The organism is Eoetvoesiella caeni (genome assembly GCF_003315175.1).
Taxonomy (GTDB): Bacteria; Pseudomonadota; Gammaproteobacteria; order Burkholderiales; family Burkholderiaceae_B; genus Eoetvoesia; species Eoetvoesia caeni.
Map to the genome: position 1 here is coordinate 27,022 of NZ_QNRQ01000017.1, position 16,415 is coordinate 43,436.

Annotated in this window: 17 protein-coding genes; 7 read left to right on the top strand and 10 right to left on the bottom strand. The window is 53.7% G+C overall.

What is annotated here, in order from left to right; translation table 11 throughout:
- Positions 1-22 precede the first annotated feature (22 nt).
- From DFR37_RS20390 to DFR37_RS20415, 6 genes are all read left to right on the top strand, one after another.
- On the top strand, positions 23-1,807 hold the full coding sequence (locus DFR37_RS20390) for an AAA family ATPase (protein ID WP_113935014.1): 1,785 nt from the start codon (positions 23-25) through the stop codon (positions 1,805-1,807).
- Between the two features lie 60 nt (positions 1,808-1,867).
- Positions 1,868-2,737 carry a metallophosphoesterase gene (locus DFR37_RS20395; protein ID WP_113935015.1) on the top strand — a complete coding sequence of 290 codons (870 nt, stop codon included), beginning with the start codon at positions 1,868-1,870 and terminating at the stop codon, positions 2,735-2,737.
- 189 nt (positions 2,738-2,926) lie between these two features.
- The gene (locus DFR37_RS20400) at positions 2,927-3,469 is read left to right on the top strand and encodes a Chromate resistance protein ChrB (protein WP_113935016.1); all 543 of its coding nucleotides are present in this window, start codon (positions 2,927-2,929) and stop codon (positions 3,467-3,469) included.
- Positions 3,429-4,121 carry a cation efflux transmembrane domain-containing protein gene (locus DFR37_RS20405; RefSeq protein ID WP_245954053.1) on the top strand — a complete coding sequence of 231 codons (693 nt, stop codon included), beginning with the start codon at positions 3,429-3,431 and terminating at the stop codon, positions 4,119-4,121. The genes DFR37_RS20400 and DFR37_RS20405 overlap by 41 nt, the downstream gene beginning before the upstream one ends.
- A gap of 278 nt (positions 4,122-4,399) precedes the next feature.
- The gene (locus DFR37_RS20410) at positions 4,400-5,155 is read left to right on the top strand and encodes a COG4280 domain-containing protein (protein ID WP_113935018.1); all 756 of its coding nucleotides are present in this window, start codon (positions 4,400-4,402) and stop codon (positions 5,153-5,155) included.
- The gene (locus DFR37_RS20415; RefSeq protein WP_113935019.1) at positions 5,152-5,367 is read left to right on the top strand and encodes a hypothetical protein; all 216 of its coding nucleotides are present in this window, start codon (positions 5,152-5,154) and stop codon (positions 5,365-5,367) included. The genes DFR37_RS20410 and DFR37_RS20415 overlap by 4 nt, the downstream gene beginning before the upstream one ends.
- A 401-nt stretch (positions 5,368-5,768) precedes the next feature.
- Here DFR37_RS20415 and DFR37_RS20420 read toward each other — a convergent pair whose 3' ends face one another.
- Genes DFR37_RS20420 through DFR37_RS20460 form a run of 9 tightly spaced genes read right to left on the bottom strand, consistent with a single transcriptional unit; the run spans position 5,769 to position 14,746 of the window.
- The gene (locus tag DFR37_RS20420; protein ID WP_245954054.1) at positions 5,769-6,467 is read right to left on the bottom strand and encodes a 4-carboxy-4-hydroxy-2-oxoadipate aldolase/oxaloacetate decarboxylase; all 699 of its coding nucleotides are present in this window, start codon (positions 6,465-6,467) and stop codon (positions 5,769-5,771) included.
- Complete coding sequence (locus DFR37_RS20425; protein ID WP_113935020.1) at positions 6,427-7,086, bottom strand: RraA family protein; 660 nt, start codon at positions 7,084-7,086, stop codon at positions 6,427-6,429. Before DFR37_RS20425 ends, DFR37_RS20420 begins: the two co-directional genes overlap by 41 nt.
- The gene (locus DFR37_RS20430; protein WP_113935021.1) at positions 7,083-7,775 is read right to left on the bottom strand and encodes an RraA family protein; all 693 of its coding nucleotides are present in this window, start codon (positions 7,773-7,775) and stop codon (positions 7,083-7,085) included. Before DFR37_RS20430 ends, DFR37_RS20425 begins: the two co-directional genes overlap by 4 nt.
- Positions 7,776-7,784: 9 nt before the next feature.
- Positions 7,785-8,942 (bottom strand): ABC transporter substrate-binding protein, encoded by a 1,158-nt coding sequence (locus tag DFR37_RS20435; RefSeq protein ID WP_113935022.1) that lies wholly within the window; start codon positions 8,940-8,942, stop codon positions 7,785-7,787.
- 31 nt (positions 8,943-8,973) lie between these two features.
- Positions 8,974-10,182, bottom strand: coding sequence for a Gfo/Idh/MocA family protein (locus tag DFR37_RS20440; protein WP_170139964.1), 1,209 nt, complete (start codon positions 10,180-10,182; stop codon positions 8,974-8,976).
- Positions 10,183-10,204: 22 nt separating this feature from the next.
- Entirely contained in the window at positions 10,205-11,545 is a 1,341-nt protein-coding gene (locus tag DFR37_RS20445) for a Rieske 2Fe-2S domain-containing protein (protein WP_170139965.1), read from the bottom strand.
- A complete protein-coding gene (locus DFR37_RS20450; RefSeq protein WP_170139966.1) occupies positions 11,532-12,632 on the bottom strand; it encodes a CobW family GTP-binding protein in 1,101 nt (366 codons plus the stop codon). The genes DFR37_RS20445 and DFR37_RS20450 overlap by 14 nt, the downstream gene beginning before the upstream one ends.
- Complete coding sequence (locus tag DFR37_RS20455; RefSeq protein ID WP_113935026.1) at positions 12,625-13,644, bottom strand: DODA-type extradiol aromatic ring-opening family dioxygenase; 1,020 nt, start codon at positions 13,642-13,644, stop codon at positions 12,625-12,627. The genes DFR37_RS20450 and DFR37_RS20455 overlap by 8 nt, the downstream gene beginning before the upstream one ends.
- Before the next feature lie 28 nt (positions 13,645-13,672).
- Positions 13,673-14,746: an amidohydrolase family protein gene (locus DFR37_RS20460; protein ID WP_242341930.1), complete on the bottom strand. Its 1,074-nt coding sequence runs from the start codon at positions 14,744-14,746 to the stop codon at positions 13,673-13,675.
- 18 nt (positions 14,747-14,764) lie between these two features.
- Between DFR37_RS20460 and DFR37_RS20465 the strand changes: the two genes are divergently transcribed.
- Positions 14,765-15,559, top strand: a complete 795-nt coding sequence (locus DFR37_RS20465; RefSeq protein ID WP_113935027.1) for a FadR/GntR family transcriptional regulator — start codon at positions 14,765-14,767, stop codon at positions 15,557-15,559.
- 87 nt (positions 15,560-15,646) lie between these two features.
- On the opposite strand, the gene DFR37_RS20470 is transcribed toward DFR37_RS20465, so the two are convergent.
- A complete protein-coding gene (locus tag DFR37_RS20470) occupies positions 15,647-16,291 on the bottom strand; it encodes an alpha/beta fold hydrolase (RefSeq protein WP_242341931.1) in 645 nt (214 codons plus the stop codon).
- Between the last annotated feature and the right edge of the window lie 124 nt (positions 16,292-16,415).

The following is a 16,415-nucleotide window of genomic DNA, read 5'->3' on the forward strand; positions in this document are numbered from 1 at the left end:
ATATCAAAAAAGGGGACATGACATGGACGTCACTGACTTTAAATCCTACTTGAGCCAATTCCTCGATGAAGAAAGTCTTAAACGGCATTTCGGCAATGAGCCGGTCCGAACCGAATTGCACGCACCATTTAATAACTTCTTCGGTGACGACCTTTTGACCTTGTTGAGCCGCAACACTGACATTCTGCCTGACCGGCTGGCATTACTTCGGTCTCATCTGAAGACGGTCAGTGATACAAAGCGGCAACGCCATTTACGCGCTGCGGCTGCGGTCACCTTGGGACGTTATGTGCGCGAACGCTCCAACGATCCTTCGTATGACTACGAGCACGGCCCATCACCGAAGCGCTGGTTCTCGCTGGCTGTGGAACTCAATAGTGTGCTGGGTGCCTGGGAACTCGCCAATGAGCATCTAGTCGATAGGAGACTTATCGTGCGGTGCGGCTATCCGACCTATCTGCTTCCTCAACTTGCACACACGACACAGACCAAATTGTCCGCTCGATTCGGATCGGACGCCGAGACAACCCTAGCCTGGTTGCGGGGCATCCATTTATCACTACCTCATGTTCAAAATGGATTCAAATACTGGCAGCTCGAGACATTGGAGGCGGCCTTGGCCTGCATCGTAAATTGGCTCACCTTAATGCCCAAGCCCATGCTCGGACAGCGAGTACGCCTGCAACCCAGAGCTGTCGATGAGCGCCTGGAAGCGATGAAATGGATCTGGCCACTATGGAAGCGCCTTATTGAGGCTGCCAACCATCTCGATCACAACGACGATGCGCGCCACCAGTATCTGGTCGCGCAAATCGACGCGGTACGCTTGTTTTTGACCGAGGCGGAAGCGGGCACATCGAATAACCCCTTCGAGCACCGTCAGCGAGCCTCGTCACAGTCGCCGACCGTACCCATCACAGGGGAAAGCATGGTCGTCATCCCAGGCGTCATAACGCCCAGTGCGGAAAAGAGCGAGTCGGTATATCTCGCGCAATATGAGGTATTGCGCAAGCCCGTGGCGCTCACGCCCATGCCCAACCTCGAGCGCCTGAATGCTATCCGCGATGCGCTCGCGGTGGAGTTTCCCTGGGCGTATGAGGCGCTGAGGGTCGTCATGAGCGGTCTAGTGGCTCGGCGACGCCACGGCGTCAGGCGTCTGGGCATGCAGCCCATATTGTTGGCCGGCAACCCGGGAAGCGGAAAAACACGGTTTGCCCAACGCCTCTCCGATTTACTCGGCACCCCCAACACGGTGATCAATTTAGCGGGAATGTCTGATGTCAAAGTGCTCAAAGGCGTAACCCGCGGCTGGGCGAGCAATCGGCCTTCGCGTTTGATTGAGTTCATTGGACAGGTCAAAGTGGCCAATCCGCTTTTTGTCCTCGATGAAATAGATAAAGCCCAGACCTATGATCACGGCAATGGCGGCCGCCCGCATGATGCGTTGCTCGATCTCTTGGAGCCGGGCAATGCTCGGCGTTACAACGATATTTACTTGTTAACGGAATGCGATCTGTCCCATTGCCTGTACATCGCTACGGCGAATTCGTTATTGGCGTTGCCAGAACCCTTGCTCTCACGCTTGCAGCCGGTGCTCTTTCCAACGCCGGGCTCCGAGCATGCAGAGGTCATTGTTAAAGGCATCGTCACGGATCTTGAGCGCGAGTGGAACGTACCGGTCGGGACGTTGACCGTGTCAGCGCGCGATATCGAACGGTTGCGTGGTCTGAATCCACGTGAAATGCGCCGGGCGCTGTTGGGACTGTTTGGTGACGAATCAAATTCCGCCATCTACACCTTGCATTAACTGAAATAGCCTGAGCGCTGTCAATTGGATAGGCTACGCTTCAAGCTGAAGGAAATAATCATGACCACGTATCACCAACTGCTTCCGTCTAATGACATCGGCCGTGACTTCATCGTCGGCGATTTGCACGGCTGTCTGGATCTATTACAAGCCGAGTTAACGCGCATCGAGTTTGATCGCAGCAAGGATCGATTATTCTCTGTCGGAGATTTAGTTGATCGCGGTCCCGATTCCATGGGGTGCCTGAGATTGCTTCGCGAACCGTGGTTTTACGCCGTGGTAGGCAATCATGAAGATATGCTGCTCATCTATTACAAGAAGCGCAGTTCGACCTATCACAACGCGCCGGATTTCATCCGCAACGGTGGTGGCTGGGTGCACCGCCTAGACGAGCATGAAAAATCGGAGTTGGAAGACGACCTTCTGCCCCGGTTGCTGGCACTCCCGTATGTGATCACCGTAGGCCAGGACCCCGATATGTTCCATGTAGCGCACGCCGAGCTCATGACGGGCGCCCCTGAAGAGGACTATTGGTCAGCAATTGCTGGGTTGCCCGTCGACCAATCGCCTAAGCAAGTATTGACCGACGCGAACGTGACCGACAAGGTACTGTCTGAAATGACGGCTTCGCTCATATGGGGCCGACGAATTATTCTTAAAATCAACGCGGAAGAAGCCATGGAAATCGAGACATCGGCGGGAAAGGTGTTGATGAGCCAGCATTCTTGGCACGCGGGATTGTCATTAACCTATGTTGGCCATACGCCATTAACCCAGATGGTGCTGCATGAGTCGCACCTCTTCATTGATCGCGGAGCGTTCAAAAGAGGCGCCAATACATGTTTGTTGGTGCTTAACCAGAATGATGTTCGCGGATGGCTGAGGTGTAACTTTGATAACCCGCTGAAATCACGATCAGGTGATAGTTAAGGATTCTCAAAGACAACCAACAGCGCTCGCAGCTCAGCAACGCTCATTTCTGTCGCTTAAATGGCCGTTCCCCGCATGCAGACGCTGCGGAAATATGCTTCGTACATCCAAGCTGATTATCATGACGGCGAGAGTTGCTAAAATATGAAAACACTTGAGAAGTAACTATCGTTACTTTATATTCGTACCATGGATACTACGAGCTGGCTATTACTAACCTACAAGGTCCCCCCTGATCCACCAAAAAGGCGTGTGGCATTATGGCGCAAGCTGAAAGGGATGGGCGGTATTTACCTGCAAAACGGCGTATGTCTGCTTCCCAAGAACGATGATCATGTTCGCCAACTCAAGATATTGGAAAACGAGATCTGTGAAATGAAAGGCGATTCCGTGATTCTCGAAACCGTCGCCTTAGATCCTTCCCAAGAAGAAAAAGTCGTCGCGCGCTTCAAAGCCGACCGGGATGAGCAGTACGAGGAGTTTCTGGACAAATGCAAGGATTTCGAAGACGAAATTGCCAAGGAGGTCGCGGCAAATCATTTTACTTACGCCGAGGTGGAAGAAAACGATGCGGATCTTAAAAAACTGCAGCATTGGCTAGAAAAAATCCGCAAGCTAGATTTTTATGGTGCAACGCTCGCCTCTGAGGCGCAGAAGCGGTTGGGTGACTGCGAAACGCTGTTGGATGTCTATGCGCATCAAGTTTTCGATGCGCAATCCGAGAACCGCTAAGACAACTGCCCTCATGAAATCATCAGAGCCTCAACAAACGAGTACCGCGCAACCTTCAATATCAATGTATTCAGATATGGGCTTACGCCGTGTGGTGATCATCATCGCTTTGGCAAATCTCGCGTACTTTTTCGTTGAGTTTGCGATGGCACGGCGTATCGGCTCCGTCTCGCTGTTCGCCGACAGCATCGATTTCCTGGAAGACGCGTCGGTCAATTTATTAATTGCACTAGCGATTGGCTGGTCGCCTCGCAGCCGTGCCCGCGTTGGCATGTTGTTGGCCGCCATCCTTCTGGCCCCAGTCCTGGCGCTATTGTGGACCGCATGGCAGAAGTTTAATGTTCCCACTCCTCCTGAGCCGTGGCTGCTGTCATTGACCGGTTTGGGCGCAATGGTTGTGAATTTTGGGTGTGCGCTCTTGTTGGCACGATTCCGACACCACGGCGGCACGCTTACTCGAGCCGCATTCCTTTCGGCGCGCAACGATGTACTGGCCAACATCGGCATTATCTTAGCGGGCGTGATCACGCTTCAATGGTCTTCGGGGTGGCCGGATCTGATTGTTGGTCTTGCCATTGCGGCGATGAATGTGGACGCGGCCAAAGCAGTGTGGAGCGCCGCTAGGAAGGAGCACTTGGCGCCATCGGCATGAAAGGCGCCGTGGTGCTTGGTGAAGTCGATTCTGGATATATCATCGCTTGGGTGATGACAGCCTGCGGCATCGCGGGGCTGCATTTTTTCGATTCGAAGTGCTATCGGGGACTGCCATCACTTTGATTACCGCTGCATGCATATCTCTAATATATCGTTTTGGCGACGCAATATGCTGCGTTATGAGCATCATGTTGTCTGAGTCACTGAATTGGCGCAGCCGTTGTAATAAACACGAATACTCGGCCAATTGTCTTTATTTGCTCGTAGGGGATTAGCATGATGCTTTGGACCCATGCCGGACCTTCAGTCCTAGCCGCTTTTCTGGCTTCGCTGGTGGAATTTGTCGAGGCACTAACCATCGTGCTTGCCGTAGGTACAGTCAGGGGCTGGCGTTCCGCACTAACAGGGGTGGCCGGTGGCGTGGTTCTGCTCGCTGTCATGATTATTGTTTTTGGCCCACTTCTGGGACAAATACCTATCAAGCTACTGCAATTATTTGTCGGGGTGCTTTTGTTGCTGTTTGGCATGCGCTGGCTGCGTAAAGCCATACTGCGTGCCGCAGGGGTCATCAAGCTGCATGACGAACAAGCCGCCTTCGATGCAGAAACGGCCCAGTTGCGCGCGACCAGTGTAAAGGCGGCATCCTCGCTCGATCCTTTAGCCGTGGCCACCGCCTTCAAAGCGGTATTGCTTGAAGGCATCGAAGTCGTGTTCATCGTTATTGCTGTAGGCGCCACCGCTAATATGCTTGTGCCCGCCAGCGTGGGCGCCGCTCTAGCAGGCGTCCTCGTTATTGCGCTGGGCGTAGCGCTGCAAAAGCCACTGGCTCGCATTCCAGAAAACGCACTCAAATTCTCGGTTGGCGTATTGATTTCGGCATTCGGCATTTTCTGGGTTGGGGAAGGACTCGGGCTGATTTGGCCAGGCGAAGACCTGGCGATTCTGGCGCTGGCGGCCGCGTTGCTTATTGCGGCGCTGGCTTCTGTCAAGCTTGCTCGCAATCGACTTCAATCTATGGATGATGCATCATGAACGGACTGATCGAATTTTCGCGAAAATTAGGGCGCTTGTTCGTTGATGACGGAACTCTGGCGATTGCACTGATCGGATGGTGCCTGGCGGCCGGCCTGCTCTTGCCGGCTTTTGCCCCACATAGCGTCTGGAGCGCGCCCCTATTTTCCTTAGGATGCCTGCTTATTCTGATTGCCAATGTCACCTGCAGTGCTGCACAACACAAAAAGTGATAATGATGATGTGTTGTTCATAGCCATTTATGTTTGGGATACGGCGACTAGCCCTTATGACGGACTGGTTTCTGCTCTGCATGTGAGAGCTAGATAGTAGCAATTATCCAAATTAGGCATAATTTAGTCAGATGGGTTTTCTATTGAAGTGTGAAAATAAAGTCTGTCGATTTTTGCTCTCGAGGCAGATCCTTAGAAAAACTGAAGCAAAGTCTGTCGACCTACCTCCCCCAACTGAATAGCGCTTTCGAATTGAATTAAAGTCTGTCGAATGCTGCCCGCCACTATCAGACCAAGTCGCGACTACTACACATTATAAGTGTGGCGTAAACGGGGCTGTGTACGGTCTTATGCGCCGCACTCAAGGTGTATTTTTCGGCCCCCCGACTTGAACTGATCCCCTAAAACTGGTAGTGCTCTAGCGTGCTGTGGCCCTCATGCAGTCGAGCGATAGTGTCAACTTCATCCCTGTCTCGCTCTTGCGCTCTTAACACCACGTCGGCCGCATGATCCCGAGGAATCGCGACAACCCCATCAGCGTCACCGACAACCAAATCCCCAGGGCGGACAATCGTCTGGCCCATTAGTATGGGGGCGTTTATCCAGCCCAACCCGTCGGTATCTTTACCTGTTCCTTGAATGCAGAAGCCTCTCGAAAAAACGGGCAGTCCGATACCGGTAAGCTTGTCTGCGTCTCTTACGTATCCATCAATTACGAGCCCGCCGATGCCTCTCATCCTAGCTGCGGTTGACATGACCTCACCCCAATATCCGTGGTCGTATACACGGCTGGTGTAAACAACAAGAACGTCCCCAGGCTGTGCGATATAGATCGCTTTGTGCAACCACAAATTGTCGCCGCCCGGCATATGCACGGTAAGAGCCGGACCACATATCGACAAGCCGGTCGTTACCGCTCGAATTGCCGCTGGTAACGCGCCTGTGCGGTCGGCCGCTTCATGCAAAGTGGCGGAAGATATAGCGTTCGCAGATTCAATGGTAGTGCGCTCAACACGCATTATGTCGTGCTTGATTGTGTTGCCGATAAGCGCAGATGGATCACTCATCATGCCCCCGAGTCTGTAAATTGTGATACCCATGCATAGCTCGAGCGTCTCGAAGAGACAGGCCACCACGTACCGAGTGCCTTATCTCGTCTTCTGCGGTTTGGATGGCTTCTGCACTGGCTAACACTTGCTCTTCAAAGGCACGTGGCACGACGACTACGCCGTCTGCATCGCCGCGGACTAGGTCGCCCGGACACACACGGACATCGCCGATGTTTACGGGTACTTGCGTAGCTTCAACCTGCACACGATCCTTTCCCGTACGCATCCAGTTTCCGAGGCTATAGATGGGATAATTCAGCTCAATACAAAGGGCTACATCACGGTTAACGCCATTAATCACAGTTCCAGCGACGCCTTTACGGCTCGCGGCTTCCGTCAGAATGTCGCCCCACACCGTAGCATCGGTGCGCCCGTTATTGTCTAGAACGATAACCGTGTCTTCATCAATGTCATCGATATAGTCACCTACCGTACCGGGCGGCGACCCGGCTGGTCCATACATCAAAGTCCAAGCACGCCCGGCCATGCGGAATGTGTTAGACCTAGGCATAATGCGATAGCATTGGCCCACCAGCCCGTGCTTATCCAGGGCGTCGCTGATCGTAGCGGTGTCCAATTGGCTTGCCCGCACTACATTTGCGTCTTTCATTCTTTCACCTTCGCATTCTTTCCGCTACTCGAATGCAGCATATGTTCATAACTAGCCCCCATCACATCAATGATGTGGTCGCCGTTTAAAAGTGCCTTCGCCATAGCTGCTTCGCGCAAAAAGATCGTCTCCGCCACCTCGAGCACCTCGGCAACCTTCGCGGCTGAGACGAAAACCACTCCGCTACGATCAGCGACCACGTAGTCGCCGGCACGCACCCGGATCTGCCCCACGTGGATAGTTCCGCCTGTCTCTGCTTCTGCGATGCGTCCTCGCGCTGTGCGAGCCGTTACGCCACGTGCGAATATCGGAAACTCATAGGTAATGGCTTCATCGATATCGCGCACCAGCCCTTCTGCGATTACGCCGGCCAATCCTTTAAGCTTCGCACCTAAAGTCAGTATCCCGCCCCAGCAAGCCGCCTCAAGTCCGGTTCGCTGCTCTGCAACAAGTACATCCCCAGATTCGGCAAGCTCGATAGCAGTCGTCCCGAGGTGTCTCGGGGCGCCACTTGGCGGCGCTGCTTCGGCCTGCGCTACCATACGGAAAGTCATTACCTTTCCGGCAATGCTGGCATTGCCTGAATACTGGGCCAATCCGCTTACGGCACCTTCTAAACCGAGTTTGTCTAAGGCGTCTGATACCGCGCAGGCATCCAGCCTGCGTAGTCGCTTTACATAGTCATTCATGCTGCATCCTTAAGGCGCTTGCGCCGCCAATGTTTCGAACTCTACGTTCACTAGCTTCCCGTCTCGTTTTTCAACGCGACGGATATAAACGTTCTGCGTAATATCTCGAGTCTCCGGGTCGATCTGGATGGGCCCGCGCGGGCTCTCCATTTGGAGATTGCGCAGAAGATCCATCGTTGTATCTACCGCGAGCTTGCCTTTTTGCGCTTCGACCACCTTGTAGATAGCGCTTAATGCGTCATAGGCACCTACTGCGATATACGTTGGCAGGCGGCCGTTATTCACATCTGCGTAGGCTTCCACAAACTTGTCGTTCTCGGGCGATGCATGGGTCTCGGTGTAATGATGGCTGCTTATGAGGCCGACGGCGTCGTCTCCGAGCGCAGGCAAGTTCATGGGAGCCGTAACTCCTCCGTCGGCCAGAACCCGAACTTTCTCGTGCAGGCCTGCATCTTTGAAGGTTTTAAGGAAAGACCTTGCAGTATCGCTGCTGGGCAGGAAGAGGTACACGGCATCTGCCTGCGAATCTTGGATACGGCGTATATAGGGGCTAAATTCAACCCCGGTTAACGGTACGCGCAGCTTTTCCAGGACTTCGCCGCCCCCCTCTGCGTAAGTGCGGCTGAAAGCATTCTCGGCGTCGATCCCGGGCGAGTAGTCAGCCACAATTGTGAAGGCTCGCTTGCTGCCGTTGCGCGCGGCCCACGCCCCCAGGGGTCCGGTTACTTGAGCGAGCGTAAAAGAGACTCGAACTGAACTCGGGATTCGCTCCATTATTCCGGACGTGGCCGCATTCATGATTACGAGCGGTGTTCCGGTCCCCGCGCTTACTTGGCCAATTGCCACCGCGTTGGGCGTGAAGATAACGCCCGTAAGAAAGTCTACTTTGTCTCTTATTACTAGTTCAGTAGCGGCTCGCTTGGCTATTTCGGGTGAGGGGCTTGGCACGTCTCGACGTATTATTTGCACCTTGCGTCCGGCAACCTCATCGCCATGAATATGTAGGAACGCCTTGATTCCTTCATCGAAAGCTGCGCCTCCGCTTTCGTAGTTGGGGCCCGAGAAAGGACCGATAACGCCGATCTTCAGCGGCGGCTCAGAGGCCAGAGCTTGGCCGCCGAAAACGGTGGCGAAAATTACTAACGCGGAATTAAAAATTCGCTTCATTGTCTCTTCCTTATAAAAGTTCTGACGTCAATCAGTAATCGTGTGGCATTGCAGTTTGATGGGTTAGCGCCACCTCTTTGCGTTCACGGGCAGACTGCAGTAGCGCAAGCATGGCTTCAGCGCTCGCCTTGCCCCAGTGCACATCGTGACGAGGCGAGTTCCCCGTGGATAAAGCGAGCCGTAGATCGTTGAAAATCCCCTCGTACCCGGTTGATGGTGATAAGGCAAAGTTATGGGCACCGTGCTCGTCGTATAAGGTGAAGCCCGAAGGAGAAGACCTCATTTCGCCCCGTTCGCAAGTCAGGATGGTGATACCGAAATGCGGCTGGTACATTGGCGCGTGTAGCGGCAACTTCAGTGCGCCATAAGAAAACTGCTGCGCACGTTGTTCACTTTCACTTAGGCCTGCGTAGTGTTTTAGTTTTCGTCGCGATGACGCATGTTGTGGGTCGCGTGGAGCACCAGACTCGTCCACCCAATCGTGAAATTCATCGCTATTGAAAAAGTCTGCCCCGCTATACACCGATGTAGCTGTCGTCCCGTCTTTAAAATCCCAAAATGCAGACGCTATAGTTTCTGTTGGCCGTGTTGGATCCAGCACTCCACACGACGCGCGAACGGAGCGCAGCTTTCCGCCGCCTAGTGTGCGAATAATTTCGATCTGATGCGGTATTTGATTGAAAACGATGCCGCCTCCCGCATCCGTGTCCAACTCCTCGGGACGACGTGGGCGATACATGAAATCTGTATAGTTGAGCGTTGTAATCATGCGTACGCGCCCGATGTGCCCTGCAGCTATAACGCGACGCATAGCTCGGATACCGGGATCGTAGGCGTGAGTATGTCCAACGACCAAGCACACGCCATACCGTTGAACCGCCTCCAAGATCGCATCACACTCCGCCAGAGTTAACGCCATCGGCTTCTCGAGTATGATGTGCTTCCCGGCAGCGGCTGCTGCTATGGCATGCTCAGCATGAAATTGATGAGGCGTACCAATATAAACAACGTCTACCGCTTCGTCTTTGCAAAGATCTTGAACATTGGTATAGCCGTTGGCATCGAAATCATGCATGAACGCCTTTAGAGGCGCAGCGCGCGGATCGGCCGCTGCGACAAGAGAAACGCCGCCGTCCAATTGCGCTGCTCGCACCATCAAGGCACCAGCCAACCCCAAACCCGCAATGCCCAAGTTAATAGGATGATGTGGGGCTGCGGGTTCCTCCACTAGTGAAGTCATGGCTGCGTCGCTAGTCGACATACTAAGTAGCTTCCGAATCTGCCTGCGATTGCGCCGCCAGGAAATCATCGAACGCGGACTCTGGTGCCAATGCAGACAACGACAAGTTTCGATACAGGCTGCCATCGTTAGGCGCTGCCGGTTCGATCCCTTGCTGTAGCTGCTTGGCCATCTTTAATAAGATGCGACGGGCAGTGATTACCGGAATATCCGAGGGCACCAGCATTTCGCGAGACCGATCTACAATCCGGCCCGGGCCGAGCCCGAACGCGCTAGGCATGTTCTCTTGCAAGGCTCGATCCTGATCTGTCACGACCTCGATCCCCGAATAGTTCACTTGTTTTTGTCGATTGCGATCCAGTCCATAGTCATTCTCTTTACGCGCCAGCGGCACCCACGTGTCGATTACATAGCCATCGTCAAGCTCTACGGCCATTTCTTCTTTTGGCGGCGGAAAGGATGGCCCGCTTTCGAGGTAGTCCCACTCTTCAGAGGTGAAGGGCCGGTCTGCTCGATATGTATAGTTGAAAACCATGACGTTGTAGTCGTCCACGGGCACCCAAGCCCGCCCGGATCGTGGATACTCGCCGTTTGGAATCATGCTGTACATGGGAACGAACCACTGCGTGACTCTCCATAGATACAAGCCGGAATTGTTATTTCGACGTGCGCCGTAAACCAGCCCATAAGGAGTTTCCTTAATCGTCATAACCGGCGCCCCATCTGTGGTTCCTGGTGGAATTGGCGCGGTGACCTTAACTACGGGATCCAACCAGCCCGCTTGCCCGAACTCTCGATGCAGGAAGCTGATGTGTGAGCTGTCTATTTCACCTTCCATGCCTTGGGCCCAGTTGGTGCGTTGTAACCAGCGAGCCACGTGGTTCTGTTGTGGCTCCACATCCAACCATTCAAAACCCGGCATATCGGGAGTCAAGTCAGACGGCCCCATATATACCCAGACCATGCCGCCTGCCTCACGTGCCGGATACGCGGTGATGGAAGCTTTGTCTTTCAAGGCTTGCACATTCGACTTCGAGGGCAGGTTCGGAATATCAATACATTTGCCCATCGTGTCGAACTTCCATCCGTGGTACACGCAGCGCAGGCCGTTCTCTTCATTGCGACCAAAATACAATGGTGCGAGCTTGTGCGGACAATAGGCAGAAATAATGCCGACCTTTCCCTCACTATCTCGGAAAGCAACCAGGTTCTCGCCAAGTATCCGAAGTCTTCGGGGGGCGCAGTCTGGTGCGGGCAACTCCGAGCTCAATAGTGCCGGCAACCAGAAGCGGCGAAACAGTTCGCCCATTGGCGTTCCCTGGCCAACACGGCATAGGATTTCGTTATCTTCATTGGAAAGCATGTTGTACTCCTTGTATGCCTTTGCTAGGCACCTCATAACCATCACGAACTACTTCCGTTTCTTTGTCGCGACGGGCGTGGCTTAGCGCCTTCTCTATAACGTCGCGACCGAGATCGCTTGTAATAAAAACGAACCTAGAGCGGCGATCGCCGCTTCTCCAAGTTGTTAACTGTGTCGGCTCATGCAAGAGTCCTTGAACTCCATGAATTGCGAGCATCTGACCCTCTTCTGGAAGCCAAACCACACCTTTGATCCGCAAGATCTTCTTGCCGTGAAAGTACGCGAGGGTACCGAGCCAGTGACTGACCAGTTCCCAATCGAGGGGCTCATCGACTATGAAAGAGTGTGATCGGACACGTCGATCGGGAGGGTGGGCAACGGCGGTCTTTGTGCCATTTGAAGTTGCCTCGTTATAGTCGTGGGTTAAATGATCCGCGAAAGCGGCTTCGCTGGCCCGGATCCATTCGTCAGCGGTTCTGCCGTCGACAGTTAATGTTTGCGGCGTGATAGTGTTGTCGGCTTCAGTAATCCGGGCATGTGGATTGAGCACCCGGATTCTTTTTTTCAACAGAGCGAAATCGGCGGGCGTAACCAGGCTCTTCTTGGTCATCACTATGCAATCGGCCTGCGCCAGCTGCCGTGCGCTCTCAAAGTGCTCGTCCAGTTGTTGCATGCCGTAGAAGCAATCTACCGTTACCAGAGTCGTTGCCGGTGCAAACGATGTGTTTAGCCGTGCATCGTTTTGCAAAGCCGCTAGCAGAGGGCTCGGATCAGCCAGTCCTGTTGTTTCAATTACTACACGTTTGAATGATGGCATGGCTCCACGTCGAGCTCGATTCAACATGCCCACCAACGTCTCTACCCAGCTATCCCCAAGGCTGCAACAAATACATCCGCTATCCAGAAGTACTGTTTTATCTTCGACGTTTTCTAGAAAATCTTGATCCAGACCGATTTCGCCGAACTCGTTGACGAGAACAGCTGTCCTTTCCCAAGCTGGATTGCGCAACAGCCTATTAAGTAAAGTTGTTTTGCCGCTACCTAGAAAACCTGTCAGGACGATTACGGGAAGTCGGGTCTCAGCCATCGCTTCCCTCCGGCACCCAGCATACAAAACCCATGGCATTACCTGTGCCGGCATCAGATCTATAGCAGGGAACGTAGTCGACAATGCGCGCCGGCCACTGCAATTCCGCCATTGCGGCGGCTAGTGGTATCCAGTTCTTGATCTCCGACGAGCCAGATTGATAAAAGGATTCATCAATGGCATCAAACGCATCGACTTGCCCACTTTTTAGGGCATCTAATACGACCTTATCGAGTGCCTCGTCAATGACGAAATGACTAAGGCCACCCGACGCGATAAGAGCTATGCGCAGGTCTTCAGGCCATGATTTCACCGCGTGCAAAACTGCCTGTCCGAAGTGACGACACCGAGAAGCCGTTGGCTGATTAGGCGCATAGAAGGTATTGATAAACAGAGGAACCGACGGTATGACTCGATCACGCATTAGTTGCCGATAAACAAACCCGAAAGCGTGGGGTATTGTGGCATGGTGCTGCGGGAAGCCTCTTAGAACCGATACGTCGAAAGCGTCTTTGCCCAGAGACTGGACAATGTGTGATGCCAGATCAGGACAACCGGAATATTCAGCCCCACCTGGTGGGATATGGCCTGGAACGGAAATTGGTATTCCTATCGGCAGATTAGCCATTTTGCCGGCGTCATACTCTTTGTTGTAGATAGTCTCGCCGACATACGCAGCAAACGCGGGGATATTCTCGTCGCTAAACAGCTCCATCTGATCGTTGCCAAAAATGATGGCAACGTCGGGGCGCGCGCTTTCCCAAGTGTCTGCCAACTGCTGCAGCGCGAGCTGGCAACGCGAGTGCTTTGCCTCCCAAACGGAGGGCGTTACTTGGCCCGCAATATCGTCGTCCTTTCTTAGCGCTATCAGCTCATCGAAAGTGTAGGTGTTGCCTCGATAGCTGTGTGCCTGATTTGCCATGTCGGCGGGGATCCTCTGCCCCCAGTCGCTGGCAGGCGTCGACAGCATTGGCCCATGGGATGTCGCCATTCCAAGTACGACTTGCGCCATTCTTTTATCTCCAGATGCTTTTCGGTGGTTAGTCGATATCCAGGTTGAACACCTTCTTGGCGTTATCTTCAAAGATCATTTTCTTTTCCGCGGGATTCAACCAATCAAACCCTTGGACGATCCGCCCGATGTCGTCGAACGTTCGGCCCGTCTGCGGGTTAACTGTTGAGCCAACCCCGGGGCATTCCGAACCGAACAGGCACCGATCTACTCCTACTGTCTTTATCAATAGTTCTAAGGCGTCGGCCGTATAAAGAACTGTGTCGTAATACAGCTTGCGCATCCGTTCCAGAAAGTCGATGCCCGCCCTCATGCCGCCAGATTGGAACCGTCCTAATTGATAGGGAATTGCTCCACCGCCGTGCGACACGACGATCTTTAACTGTGGGAAGTCGTTAAGCACATCTGAATTAACAAGGTTGTATACAGCGATGGACTCTTCGTTGATGAAATGCAGGCTGTATGGTGACCTCTCAGAGTGAGAGCCGGTAGCGTGAACATGAGCGGGCATATCTAGCTCACAAAGCTTTTCGTATAGGGGATACCAGTATCTATCGCCCAACCCGGGGCCCTCGGTTCCAGAGTTCTCATAAGGATCCGGGTTCAGTAGTACACCCTTGAAGCCCAACGCGTGTACACGTTCAAGCTCAGGCAACACGTTGTCTATGGGTTCGCCTGCGGCTTGCGGTAGGCCGGCAACAGCGAAGAATTTATTCGGCTTAAGAGATATCTGTCGATGGATAACCGTGTTGACTTCTTCGCAAAACCAATGCACCAGACGCGCAGGTTTCTGCGAATGCATCATCTGAAAAGGACGCGGAGATATTAATTGAACGTCTATACCTACTCGCTCCAACATATCCAAGTGGCCGGCCGGAGCCATTTCCACTTGGTTCATAGCTTCTAAAAGTTCGTCGTTGCTTAGAACGACTTTTCCTCGGCCGTGCGAGCCGCGATGGGAAAGAAGGGAGGCTTTGTAGGCCCATAATTCAGCAGGGGCGCTAATGTGCCCATGGCAATCAATAATCATGACAATCGATAACAAGAGTTGACGGGTTTGTATGTTCTGAGGCAATGTACTGACTGGTTCAACCAATCGCAATAATGGTTCTCATTGGTTATGGCATACAAGTACAAACCCCTAGTTCCTCTCGCCCCTCCTCTGAACGATCAGCCTGCAGTAGCTGAGTGCTTGGTGACCTTACGGGCGCTTATCCAGAAGATGTACGCTAAGGGAGGGCGCCAGTTGCCACCTGAACGGCGTTTGGCAGAGCAGTTGGGAACCGGTCGCAGCACTTTACGTAAGGCGTTAACGATTCTTGAAAATGAGAAGACGGTTGTGCGGCACGTAGGGCGCGGCACGTTCTTGAATAGCGGCGCGGAAACAGCGCCGCCTCAATTGCAAGCATTGGCATCAAGCGGAGCTCTGGCAATCGACAGCGTCTCCGGTTTAAGCCCGCGCGAACTGATGGAAGTCCGCTATGTCCTTGAGCCTGCCACAGCCGAGCTAGCAGCTATTGCCGCTCGCCCGTCGGACTTAAAGCAGATGCGAGAATGCTTGCGTAAGCGCGAACAAGCGCATCGGCTTGATGACTATGAGCACTGGGATTACGTCTTGCACATGAGCATTGCCGAAGCGACGCGCAACAGTCTGCTTACTGAATTGCTCGATCTTATTAATCGAATCCGGAAGACTGCAGCGTGGCGACAATTTCGTAGACCCTCTGTCGACCCTGATGTGCGTGCGATCTCAAACACACACCACCGCGAAATTGTCGATGCGATTTGCCGAGCCGATCCATCAGCCGCTTTTGAAGCGATGCGTAACCATCTGGGCGAGGTCTCACATCGGTATCAGCACTATTCGGATATGCAGGCTCCTACGCCATCTGTACAGCATCTGATCACGAAGTGAATACGAGTGGGTACCTGCGCGGAGCTCCGACGGTGCCTTCATTTGGGGCAAGGGATTTTAACGTAGTTTTCCGCAAGACAAGCTCATTCACCTGAGCCCCTGACCGTCCCCTTTGCATTCGGCCCATTCCGCCGCAAGCCACATCGCGAACTGTTCTTCCATGTGGGGGCTGCGCTTCATCAGGTGGCGGGCCACCTCTTGAGCGCTTTCAAACGTTCGGATCGAAACCGGTTTCTTAAGCTCTGATAGCCAGCGAGCCAGCCGGGCCGGCGCGTCGGCGGGCAAGGTTCGCGCCAGGCCGAAGCCCTCGACATTGACCAGCCGCCGGATACGCTGAGGGCATGTTCCTGCATAGATCATCGCCACATTGCCGCCCATGCTGTGACCCAAAAGGTCAATCGGCGCGTTCGGCGAAATATGGTCGATGACCGCATCGAGGTCAGCGTAATAATCGTAGAACCAGTAGCTATCGCTGGGGCGCGAAGCGCTGCTGCCACCGAAACCCCGCCAGTCAAGGGCAATGACTTCACGCGATGCGACCAGACTATCCACGAAACGCTGAAAAGACGCCCCTACGTCCATCCAGCCGTGGGCAAGGAGCAGCGGAGGAACGCCCGGCTCGGTGCCTTCTGGCGCCGGCCAGTATCGCAGTCGATACGACACACCGCTTCTGATCTGGATTTGCTCGGTCTTGCTGGGGCGTTCGGGGGTATAGGTAGGTATGGTGCTCATTCCATGATGTTAGCGCGTCTCGGGGCGTCGAGACTTTCACCGAACTCGCTGCCTGTAGAAAGGCTTGACGTAGAACGCCCCTTTGACAGAAGCCGTCAAAGGGGCGCGGGTAGCGGGGCCGTTT

What these genes read in the sequence shown, in the direction of transcription:
- DFR37_RS20420 (WP_245954054.1), bottom strand. Translation starts at nt 6,467, where the DNA reads ATGGGTATCACAATTTACAGACTCGGGGGCATGATGAGTGATCCATCT.
- DFR37_RS20400 (WP_113935016.1), top strand. Translation starts at nt 2,927, where the DNA reads ATGGATACTACGAGCTGGCTATTACTAACCTACAAGGTCCCCCCTGAT.
- DFR37_RS20395 (WP_113935015.1), top strand. Translation starts at nt 1,868, where the DNA reads ATGACCACGTATCACCAACTGCTTCCGTCTAATGACATCGGCCGTGAC.
- DFR37_RS20425 (WP_113935020.1), bottom strand. Translation starts at nt 7,086, where the DNA reads ATGAAAGACGCAAATGTAGTGCGGGCAAGCCAATTGGACACCGCTACG.
- DFR37_RS20440 (WP_170139964.1), bottom strand. Translation starts at nt 10,182, where the DNA reads ATGACTTCACTAGTGGAGGAACCCGCAGCCCCACATCATCCTATTAAC.
- DFR37_RS20415 (WP_113935019.1), top strand. Translation starts at nt 5,152, where the DNA reads ATGAACGGACTGATCGAATTTTCGCGAAAATTAGGGCGCTTGTTCGTT.
- DFR37_RS20455 (WP_113935026.1), bottom strand. Translation starts at nt 13,644, where the DNA reads ATGGCGCAAGTCGTACTTGGAATGGCGACATCCCATGGGCCAATGCTG.
- DFR37_RS20450 (WP_170139966.1), bottom strand. Translation starts at nt 12,632, where the DNA reads ATGGCTGAGACCCGACTTCCCGTAATCGTCCTGACAGGTTTTCTAGGT.
- DFR37_RS20410 (WP_113935018.1), top strand. Translation starts at nt 4,400, where the DNA reads ATGATGCTTTGGACCCATGCCGGACCTTCAGTCCTAGCCGCTTTTCTG.
- DFR37_RS20465 (WP_113935027.1), top strand. Translation starts at nt 14,765, where the DNA reads ATGGCATACAAGTACAAACCCCTAGTTCCTCTCGCCCCTCCTCTGAAC.
- DFR37_RS20390 (WP_113935014.1), top strand. Translation starts at nt 23, where the DNA reads ATGGACGTCACTGACTTTAAATCCTACTTGAGCCAATTCCTCGATGAA.
- DFR37_RS20445 (WP_170139965.1), bottom strand. Translation starts at nt 11,545, where the DNA reads ATGCTTTCCAATGAAGATAACGAAATCCTATGCCGTGTTGGCCAGGGA.
- DFR37_RS20470 (WP_242341931.1), bottom strand. Translation starts at nt 16,291, where the DNA reads ATGAGCACCATACCTACCTATACCCCCGAACGCCCCAGCAAGACCGAG.
- DFR37_RS20435 (WP_113935022.1), bottom strand. Translation starts at nt 8,942, where the DNA reads ATGAAGCGAATTTTTAATTCCGCGTTAGTAATTTTCGCCACCGTTTTC.
- DFR37_RS20405 (WP_245954053.1), top strand. Translation starts at nt 3,429, where the DNA reads ATGCGCATCAAGTTTTCGATGCGCAATCCGAGAACCGCTAAGACAACT.
- DFR37_RS20430 (WP_113935021.1), bottom strand. Translation starts at nt 7,775, where the DNA reads ATGAATGACTATGTAAAGCGACTACGCAGGCTGGATGCCTGCGCGGTA.